At 67.2% G+C, this 14,004-nt stretch carries 13 protein-coding genes and 1 pseudogene; 7 read left to right on the top strand and 7 right to left on the bottom strand.

The window, feature by feature from the left end; translation table 11 throughout:
* Positions 1-253: 253 nt before the first annotated feature.
* A pseudogene (locus tag ACWCP6_RS28590) lies at positions 254-358 on the bottom strand (DUF6009 family protein); the annotation flags it as partial.
* Positions 359-996: 638 nt separating this feature from the next.
* Between ACWCP6_RS28590 and ACWCP6_RS28585 the strand changes: the two are divergent.
* Positions 997-1,356, top strand: coding sequence for a hypothetical protein (locus ACWCP6_RS28585; protein ID WP_450935456.1), 360 nt, complete (start codon positions 997-999; stop codon positions 1,354-1,356).
* A gap of 553 nt (positions 1,357-1,909) precedes the next feature.
* On the opposite strand, the gene ACWCP6_RS28580 is transcribed toward ACWCP6_RS28585, so the two are convergent.
* The 6 genes from ACWCP6_RS28580 to ACWCP6_RS28555 all read right to left on the bottom strand — a co-directional run bounded on the left by ACWCP6_RS28580 (position 1,910) and on the right by ACWCP6_RS28555 (position 7,423).
* Entirely contained in the window at positions 1,910-2,170 is a 261-nt protein-coding gene (locus ACWCP6_RS28580; RefSeq protein WP_450935455.1) for a hypothetical protein, read from the bottom strand.
* Between the two features lie 693 nt (positions 2,171-2,863).
* Positions 2,864-3,109 carry a hypothetical protein gene (locus ACWCP6_RS28575; RefSeq protein ID WP_450935454.1) on the bottom strand — a complete coding sequence of 82 codons (246 nt, stop codon included), beginning with the start codon at positions 3,107-3,109 and terminating at the stop codon, positions 2,864-2,866.
* A 184-nt stretch (positions 3,110-3,293) separates the two neighbouring features.
* Complete coding sequence (locus tag ACWCP6_RS28570) at positions 3,294-4,592, bottom strand: hypothetical protein (RefSeq protein WP_450935453.1); 1,299 nt, start codon at positions 4,590-4,592, stop codon at positions 3,294-3,296.
* A 659-nt stretch (positions 4,593-5,251) separates the two neighbouring features.
* A complete protein-coding gene (locus ACWCP6_RS28565; RefSeq protein WP_450935452.1) occupies positions 5,252-5,389 on the bottom strand; it encodes a hypothetical protein in 138 nt (45 codons plus the stop codon).
* A 1,584-nt stretch (positions 5,390-6,973) separates the two neighbouring features.
* Positions 6,974-7,120: a hypothetical protein gene (locus ACWCP6_RS28560; RefSeq protein WP_450935451.1), complete on the bottom strand. Its 147-nt coding sequence runs from the start codon at positions 7,118-7,120 to the stop codon at positions 6,974-6,976.
* A 3-nt stretch (positions 7,121-7,123) separates the two neighbouring features.
* Complete coding sequence (locus ACWCP6_RS28555; RefSeq protein ID WP_450935450.1) at positions 7,124-7,423, bottom strand: hypothetical protein; 300 nt, start codon at positions 7,421-7,423, stop codon at positions 7,124-7,126.
* On the opposite strand from ACWCP6_RS28555, the gene ACWCP6_RS28550 reads away from it, so the two are divergent.
* The 6 genes from ACWCP6_RS28550 (at position 7,417) to ACWCP6_RS28525 (ending at position 13,834) form a co-directional block, all read left to right on the top strand.
* On the top strand, positions 7,417-8,211 hold the full coding sequence (locus tag ACWCP6_RS28550) for a hypothetical protein (protein ID WP_450935449.1): 795 nt from the start codon (positions 7,417-7,419) through the stop codon (positions 8,209-8,211). The two genes, ACWCP6_RS28555 and ACWCP6_RS28550, sit on opposite strands and share 7 nt — an antisense overlap.
* Before the next feature lie 546 nt (positions 8,212-8,757).
* The gene (locus tag ACWCP6_RS28545) at positions 8,758-9,060 is read left to right on the top strand and encodes a hypothetical protein (RefSeq protein ID WP_450935448.1); all 303 of its coding nucleotides are present in this window, start codon (positions 8,758-8,760) and stop codon (positions 9,058-9,060) included.
* A 518-nt stretch (positions 9,061-9,578) separates the two neighbouring features.
* Positions 9,579-10,784 carry a hypothetical protein gene (locus tag ACWCP6_RS28540; protein ID WP_450935447.1) on the top strand — a complete coding sequence of 402 codons (1,206 nt, stop codon included), beginning with the start codon at positions 9,579-9,581 and terminating at the stop codon, positions 10,782-10,784.
* The gene (locus ACWCP6_RS28535) at positions 10,784-12,016 is read left to right on the top strand and encodes a cytochrome P450 family protein (RefSeq protein ID WP_450935446.1); all 1,233 of its coding nucleotides are present in this window, start codon (positions 10,784-10,786) and stop codon (positions 12,014-12,016) included. Before ACWCP6_RS28540 ends, ACWCP6_RS28535 begins: the two co-directional genes overlap by 1 nt.
* 273 nt (positions 12,017-12,289) lie before the next feature.
* On the top strand, positions 12,290-12,898 hold the full coding sequence (locus tag ACWCP6_RS28530; protein WP_450935445.1) for a hypothetical protein: 609 nt from the start codon (positions 12,290-12,292) through the stop codon (positions 12,896-12,898).
* A 327-nt stretch (positions 12,899-13,225) separates the two neighbouring features.
* The gene (locus ACWCP6_RS28525) at positions 13,226-13,834 is read left to right on the top strand and encodes a DUF6545 domain-containing protein (protein WP_450935444.1); all 609 of its coding nucleotides are present in this window, start codon (positions 13,226-13,228) and stop codon (positions 13,832-13,834) included.
* The last annotated feature ends 170 nt before the right edge of the window (positions 13,835-14,004 follow it).

The following is a 14,004-nucleotide window of genomic DNA, read 5'->3' as shown; positions in this document are numbered from 1 at the left end:
GGTGGGGCAGGTGACTGCCCGCTGAAAGTCGCAGAGTTCCGGCGGCGTGGAGGGGACATGAAGTGTTGCGCAACCCCCTCCGCGCCGCGGGCCGGCGACCCCCGGGACAGCCACCTCCAGGACCACGGAGGTGGCTGTCCCACTACTTTGCAAGCCGCTGAACAGTCCCTCAGGCGCCCGCAGTCGGCGGCGCACGCGCCACGTAAACCGGAGACCTTGACCGGCGACTCAACGGTCCCAGATGTGTGGGGGCTCAGGACGCCGCAGGTGCTATGGCCGCCAGCCCCCGCTGGGAGCGAGGTGTTCTGACGCCGGGTCTCCGTGGCTCGATGGTCCGCGGGTCGACAGCCTCGCCGGGGGGATTCGTTGTCGATCAGTACGTGTTTCCGAACTGAGGGTGCTCCATGGGTAGCTGATCGTCAGTATTCGGTTCTCACGAACCGCGCCGGCAGACCACGGGGGATACAAGAAGTCCATCTGGTCGATCGAGCACGGCAGCCCGTACAGGGATGGCAAGTTGGTCGGCTGGGGCGACAGCCATGCGATGGCCAAGAGCGCCCCATCGGTCGCCGTTCCCACAGCCGGTGGGGTCATGTCGATCTCAGCGTCGGCGTCGGCGTCAGGGCCGGACTCAGGGCCGGCATCCAGCACCTCAGAGCCTGCGTCCCTCCCTCCCTGGGTCAACGCCGACGGAACCGTCGACAACAGCAAGGTGCCCGACACCGTGCCCGTCGTAGGGCAGGGGGGAGCCACTCAAGGACGCCCAGGGCAGGGAGCTGCACGTCAACCCGCGTTCCTTCGAACCAGGGATGGCTCCTTCGGATAAGCGGGCCGCCCCCGGCGAGAAGCGTTGGGCTAAGAAAGACGAGGACGGGCGAACGGTTGAGCACGTAGAGGACGAACCGACCGTGCCGGGCCGCTGCCAACTGATCCTACCGGCGCGGGACCGGTATAACGTCTCTGTTATACCGGTCCCGCGTGTGGGGAGCTTTCGCGATGTTCGTGGTGCCGTTGCTCGCTGGCCTCTGGATTCTCTTGATAGCGGTCGGCGTGATTGTCGAAGCGGTTTCCAGCAGTGCGTTCACCGTTGCGCTATTCCTCGTGGGGAGTGCGCTGATCGTCGCGGGAGTCCGTATGGCGGCAGGTAACGCGTCATCGGTGCGGTTGGCGCGTCGCAGCGCGGCATTCGGGCTGGCTGTTGCGATGTTTCCTGTCGTCCTGGTCGTGTTGACCTTTGCTTTTACGCGTGATGTGGAGCGTCTGTCGCTTGCTTCCGGCGTCCTGTGGTGGGGCGCTGCTGGAACGGTCCCGGCCCTGGCCGTCTTGCTGACATGCCGGGAGAGACGGGCGAGCTAGAGACCGCCCTAGCACTCCAGCCGGACTCCTGTATTTCTGCTGGTCAGCGGCCTAGCGGTGAGGAGCACGGCGAGGGTGTGCGGGTGTGCCATGCGTGGGACGGACTTGGGCAGGTTGCCCCACCAACGTGGGCCTGCGCCGCATGTAGTGACAGCGTCAGGCACGGGCCCGGTGGCGGCGGCGCCATCGGGACCAGTTCAGCACGTGGTCGCGGCGTGCAGGACGGTGGCGGGGTTCGGCTGCCAGCAGACGACGGATTTCGGCTGGTGTGAGGTCCACGAGGTCGGGTGTGTCGGCCGACTCACCCCTTTTTCGTACGGCCATTACCGCGAGGAACGCGTGGGCGAGCATGGCCAGGGTGATGTGCCGGTGCCAGCCCACGCCTTCCTCACCGGCCTCGCCGCCGATGCCGCAAAAGGGGCTGCAGAAACGCCCCCACCAACAGGGTTATTCCGCTCACCGTGGCAGAGATCCGCCGTGGTGCTGTCCATCGTCCGCTCCCGGGGTTGTTCTGGTCTGGTGGCCTGCCGAAGAACCTGACCTGGCGCAGCGGTCAATGCGCCTGAGTGATCATCCTGGCGATCCCCCCGGCGATGTACCACAACGCCCACAGCGCCGGGAGGGCGGCCACATACGCGAGCGGTCGTTCGTGGACCGGCCTGACCTCGGCCAGAGGCGTTCCGCTCCGGGGAACCGGATGCGGGAGCCTGGTGAACTTCCGGTAGGCGCGCAGGTTCGCCAGGAGCGTGAAGGGTGTGAATGCGATGAGCGAGATGGGGCTCCACCATCCTTGCCAGAGCGTCTTGGTGGTCATGTCCCGCGTCAGTGAGATCCCGCAGCTTCGGCAGAACGGTCCCGGCAGGGTGTGGAAGCGCATGAGGACAAGCAGCCCCTGGTGAGCCCGGATATCCGCATCGGCGGCTTCCAGAGCACCGCATATCTTGCACCCAACCCGCGGTGCGTATGGGAGTGCGGGGAGGGGCGAGGTGGTTCCCGCAGTCCACGAGGCGGTGCTGCTCTGAGCTGAGTGTGCGTGATAGCTGGGCGGCGCTGTGTAGGCCGGGCCGGGTGTGGGGGTGTCAGGGCGCGCATTGGGTGTGCTCGGCATGCAGGTCTCCTGTGCGGGTCTGCGGAGGCTGACCGCTGGTCTGGTGGAAGTGATGGTCAGGCGGCGTGAGGCGGAGGGCCGTCGGCCGGACAGTGGGGCTGGCGGTTGCTGCAGCTGTCGGGCGTAGTGCTGGGATCAGCTTCGCGGCCGGAGGTACGACACTTCGACCCGCCGATTCTTACGGCGGCCCCTTCGGCTGAATTGCTGGCCACCGGGTGCTGTTCGGCGTAGCCACGAAGCTGGGCACGCGGCTGGCCGCGGGCGGCAGCTTTGTGCTGGCGGCATCGGCCGGGGTGGTGGTTGCGCCGATGACAGTTGCGGCCACCAGCATGGATGCGGCAATGGCGGTTGGCGCGGTGCGGGCCCGGCGAGCGTGTGGCGGTCTGGTCCATGGCTGTCTCACTCGGCAATCGTGATGGTGCCGGCAGCGAACTGGGGCAGTTGGAAGGACACTTGCACAGGTACGAAGGGACACCTTTGCACCGCGTGCGTACAAGTTGGCGCCGCTTTGGAGGTCGGCGATGCATGCTTCTTGTCGTCGTTGTGGCCGCAGCCGGCCAAGCCGACGGCCAGTCCGACGGCGATGGTGACGGCAATCAGCCGCTGGCGTGTGGTCGTGATGGATCGCATGATCGTGAAGTCCATCTCTCTTTTTGAGTGCGTGGTGCCGCCCTCTGCCCTGGCCGTCAGCGGCATGGCGAGGACGCCATGCCGAGCGGCGGGCGGTTCAAGAGCGTGGTGGCCAACAGACCTGCGCTGTAAGGCAGGCGCAGGATGCTGCCCCAGCCGACGTGCTCGGGATGGGCTGGAGGGGCGGGAGCGGCGGAGCTCAGGATGGTTGTCGTGCAGCCCCCTGGTACAGCCCCAGGCGTTCGGCAGACCGGATGACCCGGTAGTCCTTGTCCACCGCCCGGCGCGTTGAGGCGGCCAGAATGAGCTCGCCGGCAACCGTGGCGGAGTCGACGGTGCGAGGCACCCGGGCCCCCGGATGCAGGTCGCCTACGACCGCCGCCACGGTGGGCAAAGTGATGATTGTGCGGAGCATCCGCTCATCGAGGACCCCGCCGTCCGGCGCGATCAGTGAGACACGCGCGATGTGGGGGCGCACCGAGCGCGGGGCAGCCGGGGGCAGACCGTGGAGGATCGCTTGGACTGTGTCGCCCACGTGGTCGCGGCCGGTGAGCATCCGCAGGACCGCGTCGGCCGCGGAGAGAGGTGGGGCCATCTGGGCACGTTCAAGGACGGGTCCGTGCCTGTCGGTGAAGGTGACGTGGCTGCGGACCGCTCCGGCCGCCACGCCCAGCGTGTCCAACACCCGCAGCAGGTAGGGGTAGAGGGAACGGGGGACCAGGCCCCGGCGGTCGAGGAGGTCGGACCGGTCCTGACACCCCTCGCGATTCCTGGTCTCGGCCCATATCGCGGTGATGGTGTGTTCCCGGGCCCCGTCCAGGCGGCGTCCCGTGACGGAATCGACCACGTACCGAGAGCCTGCCAGGACCTCTTGCACGACGACGCCCGGGTTCATGCCGTGGCGGAGGGCGGAACGCCGGACGTCCTGCCAGGCATCGGCGATGTTGCTGCTGGTCCGGCACAGACGGGCCGGTGCGTCGACGGCGGTGTCCGCCGGGGCCACGAGGTATGCGGGCAGTCCGGTCTCCTCCGCCCAGCTCAATACCGCGGTGAGACTGCTGGTACGGATGCTGCGGGGTGCCGGGATGCCCGCGCGCGTCAGGACCTCGGCCTGGAACCCGCGGTCCATCCGCACCAGCGAGGTCGCCGGGCTGCCGCCGGGAAGACCGAGGTGCTGCGCCAGCTGGTCAGCGAGCGCCACTCCGGCGGGGCTTCCTGCCACCACGGCGCTCACGCCATGGGTGCGGAGCGTCCGGGCGGTCTGCCGCAGGGAACTTGTGTGCTGAACGTGCACCAGGTGTGGGCCATTGGCAGAACGTGCCGTGGTGTGCGCCCGGAGACGCGAGGGCGGTGCGGGCGTGACCACGATGCTCTGCCAGCCGTGGAAGGCGGCCTCGCGCGCATAGGCGTCGTCGCCGTCGGGCGCCACGATCGCGGCGACACCAGGGGACGACGAAGTGTCAGCAAGAGCTGCGAGGTCAGTGGTGGGTAACACCATGGACAGGGCTCCCGAGTATAGGGGGCGACGCCGCTCAGCGGGTGCAGCTGGTCGCGTGGATGGGACAGGCGATGCGCGTCGTATCTCGGTCAGCCACTCCGCGCAGCCGTTTGGCGCACGCCGCGACGACCCCGTGACGAGACGGTCGTCGATGCCGGCGTGCGGCGGAGTCGATACCGGCCGGCCGATGGCCTGGTCCTCACGAATCGCTCCGGCCACGGCCGGTCGGTGGTGGCGCCGAGCGCCGAGCGCCGAGCGCCGAGCGCATCTCAACCCTCCCTGCTGCGGCCGGGTGGCGGCAGCCCGTGTCCCGGGCCCGGTCGGCGTCGTCGGGTATCACGTTCGCGATCACGGCGGAGATCGGGCGCGGGGCGTTGTAGAACGGCCTGGCGGGATACGTCCGACTCTGAAGAGGCACCCGACAGAGCCCCAGAGCATCGCGGCGAGCCGGGGCACGGTCACGGGAGCCCGGGGTGCCGTCGACCAGCGGCACCCCGGGCGGGCCGGACATCCGCACCACGGGATGGGTGGCGGGATTGCGCGCCACAACGACGTTGGCGGCCGGCCGGCCCCGGTCCGATGCGGGGGACACCGACCAGGGGATCAGGAGAAGGCCAGTCAGCTAGCGGCTGAGCGGGCCCGAACGGTAGGGCCGCACGTCACATGTAGCGCCCCGGCGCCGGGTAGGCGGAGTAGATCCAGCCATGGGATTCTCCGCCGAAGCTCCCGTAGTACCAGACGTTCCCGTGGTGGTTGGTGGCCTGGCACGTGACGTGGATTCTCCAGCCGAGTCCCATCCCGTACTGCTTGCGGAAATGGGTTCCCCGGGCCGAGGCGCGTGTAGGTCTGTTCGACGGCGTGCCGCCAGTGGTTGGCGATGTTCTTGTCGCACATGTCGCTGCCGTGGGCAGCGGCACCGGGCGCCGTGGCGAGTGAGCCTCCGAGCAGCAGCGCGGCCATGGCCGCCGCAGTGCTCAGGCCTTTCAACAGGCGTCGTTCGGCAGCCTCACGCCTGTGCGGGTGCTGTGCCCCACACCTATCGGGAACGGCAATAGCAAGTGGTGACATGGTTCACCCCTCGTGTGGACGAGGTGCCCTGGCCCCCACGGAGACCTGGATCTTGCCGGGGAATAGTGCCCGGCGAGACCTGGGCAGGTCTAACCTGGGTGTGGCGTGGTCGCACACGCCTGCTAGAGCACCCCAGTGTTCGGGTTTTCGGTCCTTGATCTGGTGGTGCGTTGACTCGGGCGAGTCCGTGATGGCCGTCCCTTCGCCAAGGGACGGTCTTTCACGTTTTGTGCCGGTGGTGCTTTCCGCCGAGCGACCGGTCGCAACAGTCTTCGAGCGGGGGTGCTTACGGTTCAGCCGCCGCGTGCGGTCGTTGCCTTCGACCGCACGCGATGCCTGGTTGGTTCGGCTGTGCTGGCGTGCCCTGTACGGCATCCTTCTGCAGGTGCCGTGAGTCCCATCCGGCGTCCCCCCGGAAGAAGCTGACGGGCAAGCCTCTGCCCGGCGCCCTCGCGAATCGTGGCCGCGAGGACCGAGCTCCCCTGAATGCCGTGTGTCACCTCAATCTCCCCGTACGCGCTGTCGGCAGCTGCCGATGTAGGCGCCCGTCGAGTAGGCCTGCACGGGCAAGGAGATGCACCTAGGCAGGTTGGTACGTCGTCGGGCTCGTACGACGGCCAGCTCCAACATCGATAGATCCTCGTGCAACAGCGGCCACAGTGTCAACAATTGCAGACACCTTGGGTGTTGGTGAGCCTTGAGACCACTCGGCCGGCGCCGAGAGTGGTGGACAGAGCCAGCGATGATCGGGGCATAGCGGCCCGAAGCGAGTGTGGACTCGCCAGTGAAGAGACTGCCGCCCACGGCAACAAGCCCCCACCGAACCCCGTCCTGGATTTGACATCGCGAACACAAATGATTCGCTCCGAAGTGAGCCAAGAGGCCACGATCCGGACCCGGTTCTTCCGATGGCCGAGACAAGATCACGACCAGACTGCAGAGCGGCACCGACGATCTGACCTCCCCCGACGCGAAAAATACTACTCAGGATTACCAGGGGATCACGCTAACCTCTGTAGTCCCAGAAGCTCAAGGCTAAGGTGCTGCAAGCACAGCTAGACAGGGGGAGTTGCTGCGTGATCACACATTCGGAGACTCCAGCTCCGTTGACTGGCGGGGAGGTTGCCCTTCGATGCGCACTGACCCCGACACACAGCTACGACATTGCCATTGCAACCATCGCTCGTATGCTGGACCCAGCGAGATCCGGCCGGGCCCGCGTGCTGCACCCGCAATGAGGGAGTCCCGTACGGCGAGGCCGGTGCTGCTCTGCCCGCTGATGCTGGTTGCCGATCTCCGGTCCGGGCGGCGCGCTACCGCTTCAAGCCGCTGGAGGCCCGGGTGGCCGGGACCGCGAGGGTGCCGTACCCAACGGTCTTGCGGACGGTCGAAACCAGGCCCTGGGAGACAAGGAAGTTCAGGCCGGCGCCGAGAAGCTGCGCCTCCAGATGGAAGGACACTGATCACGTGTATACGCTCACGCTGGTTGACGACATCATCCCCGGCGCGAATGCCACGAAGATCGACGGACTGACCGGTCCGGCCAGCAAGCTGTTCGGTACGGGCTGTGGCTGCTGGTCCTGGCGGGTGCCGGTGGCGTCGGCTTCGGTGTCTGCAAGCCGCCCATTGCGGACAAGAGCCGGCACGGCGGCGGCAGCAAGCCGTTCAAGTGGATGGGTGGGGGCATCGCCCCGATTCTGCTGGCCGGGTCGCTGATCACGATTCTCGACGGCATCGCAGGTTAGGGGGAGCGTACGTGTCACGCACCAGGGGTATGTGGAACACCAGGGGGATGTGGGCCGCGGGCGGAATGGTCGCGGTGGTCATGGCTCTGACGGGCTATCTGGCGCTGAACGGGGACGACGGGGGTTCGGACACGGCCAAGGGCGGCGGGAAGCCGGATGCCTCCGGTTCCCCGAGCGCAGCCCCGACCTACCAGGCACCGGACGGCTGGACCGAGCCGGACCGCTGGACGGTGCTTCCTCGAGGATTGCGGACGGACAGGCACGGCAGCCCAGTCGGCTTCCCGCACACCACCGAGGGCGCCGCAGCGATGATGGCGGCAGCGAACAACACCGGCATGGAGGGCAACAAGTCCGCCGAGGACGAGCAGCTGCGGATCTACAACTCCTACGTCGACAAGACCGACCAGACGTCGGACAACGCCGAGCAGATCGAGCTCCAGGCCATCCAGACCGACAAGCAACTCCACATGGACATGGGCGTCAAGCCCAGCGGACCGCTGCCGCCCGGGGCGTACGCGCGGAACACCGTGATCGGCTACAAGATCATCAAGAGTTCGCCGGACGAGGTCAGCGCGTGGGTGCTGGCCCGTGTCACCCAGAAGAACAGTGAGACGGCCAAGGAACAGAGCAGCTACACCCGCACCCTGGCGGGCGTCGTCTGGTCGGACGGCGACTGGAAGCTCTCCGGCGCCGCCACCAAGCGCGCCATGCAGGAGACCGCGAACAAGAGCGAACCGAAGATGGTCGCGCCCGGCGACGCCGCCTTCAACAGTGCTGGGTGGACCGCGATCAGGCAGGCGTCGTGAGGCGCAAGCTGGCGGCCCTGCTGCTTCCGCCGGTCACGTCTTCGGGATGTCGGTGTCCGCACCGCACCGCATTGATGCAGCGCATCCACCCGTCGAGCCGCCCACATGTCGCCGCCCGCTCGGCCCGACTCGTGGGGTGACTGCAGCCGCTTGCCCGTCCTGCGGGCTTTCGGCACGGCCAGTCTCCGGCTGTCTCAACGAACCGAGTCCACGTGCCTCATTCAAGCCGATCCACGCGGTCAGCGGCATTCGGCCGACTAACTTCTGAGACAGGGCAGCCAGGCCCTTCGCATCCCAGCGTGCGCGGGGAGCAGGCATCCCTCGTCTGGTCTCCCCCTCAACGGCGCGTCAGGGGCAGCGTCACCGCCCTGGTCTCCGGCCCCTCCTACAGGAGGCGCGGGGAGGGTTTCAAGCGGCAGCTGAAGAGGGTGAGAACGGCCTCGCGGTCCGTCGCCGTGAGTCGGACAACCTCGGGGTGGGCGACCGCGTCTCTGGCAACTGATCAACGATCGCCAGCACGACCAACAGCGAAGGGGCGAGGAAGCAGTGTCGGACAGCGCGGTTGAGAAGAACGAGCCGGAAGTGGTGCCGTTCATCGCGTACTTCTGGGCGACGGTGCTGACAGGCGGCGGCGCCTTCGCGCTGACGGTCCTCGACAACTCGGGCTGGCACCTCTATGTGCATCTGCTCGGGTTGGCGGGCGGCCTGATCGGCGTGCACGAGTGCGTGACGAAGGCACGCAAGGCACGGCACGCGGGATTGTCTCAGCCTTGGCTTCCGCCGACGGTTCTGGTGGGGTACGCGGTGGCTCTGGTCGTGGTGGTCGTGGTGGTACTGGCGCGACGCTAGGTGTTCTGCCCTCCCGGTGTGCATCACCCCCGCCCGAAGTACGAGGGCCCCGCCCACTACGGCGTAATCGGTAGGGCATCGGTCCGGGACGGCCAAGCCCGGCCCGACAGCGGGCAAGGCATCCGAAGGGAGGCCGACGGTTCAATGCAGCCCGACGAATGAGCACACGGATCGCGCCGAGCTCCGTTCGCTTCACGGCCGCGGGCCGCGAAGCGCCTTCTACGGCCGACGGCCCCCGTCCGCCCTGGAACGAGTTCAGGGCGGACCTGCGCTGACCAGCTCACACCCGCCTGCACATCGTCTTCAATTGTTGACACCCGGCTGAGGGTGCAGCAAGATCTCGGACGCAGCCGCCACGGAGCTTCCTCTGTCTGTAGCCGCCCTGGCGTCCAGGACGACTTGAGAAATTCGGTGTCATGACTGGCTTCCCTGACCCCTCCATATCTACGCCTGAGGAGCCGTTACCTCCGGCTTCCTGTCCTGCACACGGCGGAGCATGGCCCCTGACCAGCGCTGATATGCGTGAGGAACCGCACGAGCTGTACCGGCGGATGCGGGAGCTCTACGGCAATGTGGTGCCGGTGACGCTGAGCGGGGTACCTGCCTGGCTCGTCATCGGCTATGCCGAGATCAAGGAAGTGGTGGGCGGGGAGCCGTACGCCTTCAGCCGGGACCTGGGCTTGTGGCGCGAGCGGGACCAACTCCCCGAAGACTGGCCCCTGGAACTGCACACCCGGCCGATGAAGAACGCCCTCTTCGCGAGTGGAGGTGAACACCGACGGCTTCGTGGGGCTCTGGCAGAGAGCCTGACACGGACGAGTACTGCGCGAGTCATCCGGTACACCACGGATACGGCGCACCACCTGATTGACGGCTTCTGCGAGGCAGGGCAGGCCGACCTTGTCGCCCAGTACGCAGCGCCCCTGCCTCTGCTGGTCCTTATGCGGCTCTTTGGCTTCCCCCTTGCAGACGGAGAGCTGCTGTTGTCGCAGATCCCGGCGCTCCTGGAGGGCGGCGAGGAGGCTGCGGAGGCAGACCGGCAGATCCAGGCGATCATCGGGGCCCATGTGGACCGTCGCCGCGTCGAACCTGCAGCCGACGCGATGTCCTGGCTCATCAGCTCCGAGGCGGCACTGAATGACGAGGAGATTCGCGCGCAGGTCTGGCTGGCGCTGAATGCCGGAATGCCGTCCGCGTCCAACTGGATCGCCAACACCTTGGAACAGCTGGTCACGACGCTGAAAATGCAGCAGGAACTTCTCGCAGGGTGGATGGCCATCGAGGGCGTAATGCAGCGGACGCTCTGGGAGAGGCCACCCGTGCAGAACGTCCTCGGTCGCATCGCCGTGCGCGATGTCCGCCTCGGTAAGGCTGACATTCAGCGTGGGGAGCTGCTGATACTGGGCCTGGCCGCCGCCAACATCGACCCGCGGCTCAACTCGCCCAGCCAGCCGCGCGGCTCGTACACGGGACACAACGACTCACACCTCGCCTGGGGCGCCGGCGCACACGAGTGTCCGGTCCCCACCCTGGCGCACACGATCGTGCGATGCGCGGTCGAGTCTCTGTCGGAGCGACTGCCGGTCATGACCCTTGCCGATCCCTACGGGCCGCAGAACTGGGGACCGAGCATCATCGTGCGTGCTCTGCACTCGCTGTCCGTGTCCTTCACTCCCCGCGCGCCCCGCTCGCGCACCCGCCCGACGTCGGCTGGAGGCAGTTGATGACGAACCACCTCTTGAGCCTGGACCCGCTCGCCACCAACGTGTGGGAGGAGGGCGAACGGATCCGCAAGTCAGGATGCCTTGTCCCGGTGGCACTTCCGGGGGGCTTGACAGTGTGGGCCACCGCCGACCGCGGCACCGGCTCACTGGTCTTCGCCCACCGCGACTTCCGCAAGGATCCCCGCCACTGGGCAGCGCTGCAGTCCGGCGAGGTACCCGGTGACTGGCCCCTGCTGAAAATGATCACTCTGGGGATGCTCGCCAAGGACGGCGCCGATCACCGGAGGCTCAGATCGCTGGTCAGCTCCGCCTTCACCCCCCGCCGCGTGGAGCGGCTGCGCCCGCTGATCGAAGACATGACTCGCGAGCTGGTAGACAACCTGGGCGCCATGGCGCCGGGTAACCCGATCGACCTGCGCAGCACGTTCGCCTTCGAACTGCCCATGGGCGTCATCTGCAGTCTGTTCGGACTCGAGGACCGCTCGGTGCGCAAGAGACTTGCCGCGGACTACACCGCTCTGATCGACAGCCGTTCCACCCCGGAACAGGCCCAGGCAGCTGAGGCCGGCATCGGTACCGTCATCGCCGAGCTGATTGCCCAGCGACGCGAGAGGCCCGGCGGCGATCTGACCACCGCGCTCCTCGCCGCCCACGACGCTCAGGACGGCAGTCTTGACCAGCAGGAACTGATGGAGACGCTGTTCTTGTTCCTCTTCGCGGGCCATGAGACGACGCGGAATCTGATCACGAACGCTGCCAAGAACCTGATGGCGCACCGCGACCAGCTCCGGCTCGTCCGCAGCGGAACGGTGAAGTGGTCCGCGGTGGTGGAGGAGACTCTGCGGCACTACAGCCCAATCAGCACGGTGATGTTCCGGTACGCCGCCCGGGACATCGAACTCCCGGACACAGGCGTGACGGTCCGCCAAGGCGAGGCCGTGCTGGTCTGCGTCGCCGCGACGGGCCGGGACGAAGACCACTTCGGCCCGCAGGCCGATGCCTTCGACGTCACGCGTCCGCCGGGCGGCCACCTATCCTTTGGACATGGCCCCCATTTCTGTATAGGTGCTCCGCTAGCGCGCATGATGGCTTCTACAGCACTCGATCTTCTCTTCACCCGCTTCGATCTCAGTCCCGCCCCCGGTTACCCGACGGCCGAGTCCGAGCCGTCGTTCTCCTCCAACTGCGACCGCGAACTTCCGGTTCTTCTGACTCCGTTCGTGTCACCCTGAACAGGTTTGCGGGGCGGTGCTTCACCAAACACCACTCCGTATTTCCGCCCCCTCAAGGACTTGGACGTTGTGACTGCCCGGGCTGATACTGTCTCGTCCCAGGTCAACAGACAGTCACAACCTGTCACCACGTCAAGGGGGACGTCGAGCATGCGCCGACCAATGCTCACGGACCAGCAAGTCCTTCACCTCATGCCAAAGGCGATCAGGGGTCAGCAGTGGTCGCATCGTGCGGAGCTGATGCCGACGGCTTTTCGGGGGGAGTCTTAACCCATGCACACCCCCGGCGCATCAGCCAACGCACGCCGCGCCGGCGTCTCAAGCGCGATGCAGGCTTTGTCTCGACTTGGCGGGTCCCTGAGCGAGAATCTGGCCTGGGCCCGTGAGAGCCGACGAGCCCGGCGGCTCTACCACGATCTGGGCATGAGGCCGGGTCACCGATTCCAGGACCTGGTCGACGCCGTTGCCCATCGCCGAGGACGCGACATCCTCTTCCTGGAGCTGGAGCTCCCACCGCACGTGAGCGGTTTCTGTGTGCTCGCAGACTCGGACTTCATCGTGACCAATGCGCGCGACAGTGAAAGCCAGCGGCGGCACACAGGGGCCCACGAGCTGCGCCACCTGCTGGCTGGCGGACCCTCCCATGCCGCGGGCGCCGAAGTGACTGCAGGCTCATTTCTCGATCTGCCTTCCCTCCCCCCTGGCGTGGCGGAGGAAGTCCTGACGCGGCCTGCGCAGCTGCGGTCGTGCTACGGCGATGAGGAGGAATTCACCGCCGAGGTCTTCGCAACGGTCGTGCTGCCGCTACTCGACCCGGACAACAGCAGCGCTGCCACAAACTCCATGACGAGCAGCTTCTCGAACCGCCGCTCGGAGATCTGATCCCATGCGGTAAGGGGCGCTTACCACATTCAACTTGATCACGGCCATGTTGAGTCTGTGCCTCGGCGTGGTCAAAAGCGATGGTGGCTCGCCGGGAGCTGGACCCGGCGCTACAGCTGACCTCTTCTGCGCTCGTGCACGCCGGCGCCGTCTTCCTCCTCGCGACGCCCGCCATCTACCGCGCCGTCGGCACCATGCTCCATTCGCCGAATATTGCGGCTCTGCTCATCCACGCGGAGACGCCTCTGTGCGTCGGGCACGCCCACGTGATGACGCAACTGTGGCAGCCCAGCTGGTGCACACGCCCGGCTCTTCGCCGATGGGTGGTTGCGTGGCTCCCGCTCCATACGTCGCCGATCGCCGCCATGGCGGTGCTCTAGGCGCTGGCTGACCTGCGAGGCCAAAGCCGGCCTCTGCGGTTTGCTGCGGAGTACGCTCAGGTGCCCCAGGTCGTTGCGCCGACTGTCGAGCGGACTGGACACCCGGCTCTCCCTGCGACGACGGCGCATCGAAATCCGCGACGGCGCCCGCCATCTGACCGCATGGATGAGCACCGCGCCCGTCCGCACGCTCGAAGACCTCATCCGCCAGACCCCGTCGCCCGACGTCGGCCTGGTGGCCGCCCAGGCCACCGTCACGCTGCTGCACGCCCGACGATGCCAGGTGAACGGCACGCCCCCGTGGCCGAGTCACTGCGCGTGCCGGCCCTTCCCGGCACCGATGTACCCGAGAAACAGGAGTGTTCTCACCTCGTCAGCGTCGCCGACCACATGGGGCAACCGCTCGTGCAGCGGGCTCTTGAACTCACCGCTGGCGCTGCTAAGGCAGAGGCTCCGCCCTGGTGAGCCCCGCTGTTGTGCGGCACCGTGTCAACGCCGCCTCAGTCAGCTGGGCCTTACGGCGCCTACGTGTCTCCAGGGGTGTTCTGGGCAGTAATCACCCCCGAGTGGCGCGGATACGAGGAGGTGCAGGCTGCCGTGCCCGATCAGTCCGGCTGGGCAAAGCGGTGTTCACGACGCCGTGTCGGTCTCCGCGGAGGCAGACGCTTGGCGTGGAGACAGGACAGGTAGCTCCGCGGCCGCAACAGCGTCAGAGGAGCATTGACG

The organism is Streptomyces sp. NPDC002004 (assembly GCF_053593975.1).
Note: the sequence above shows the minus strand (reverse complement) of the source record. Positions and strands in the feature narration are given on the sequence as shown.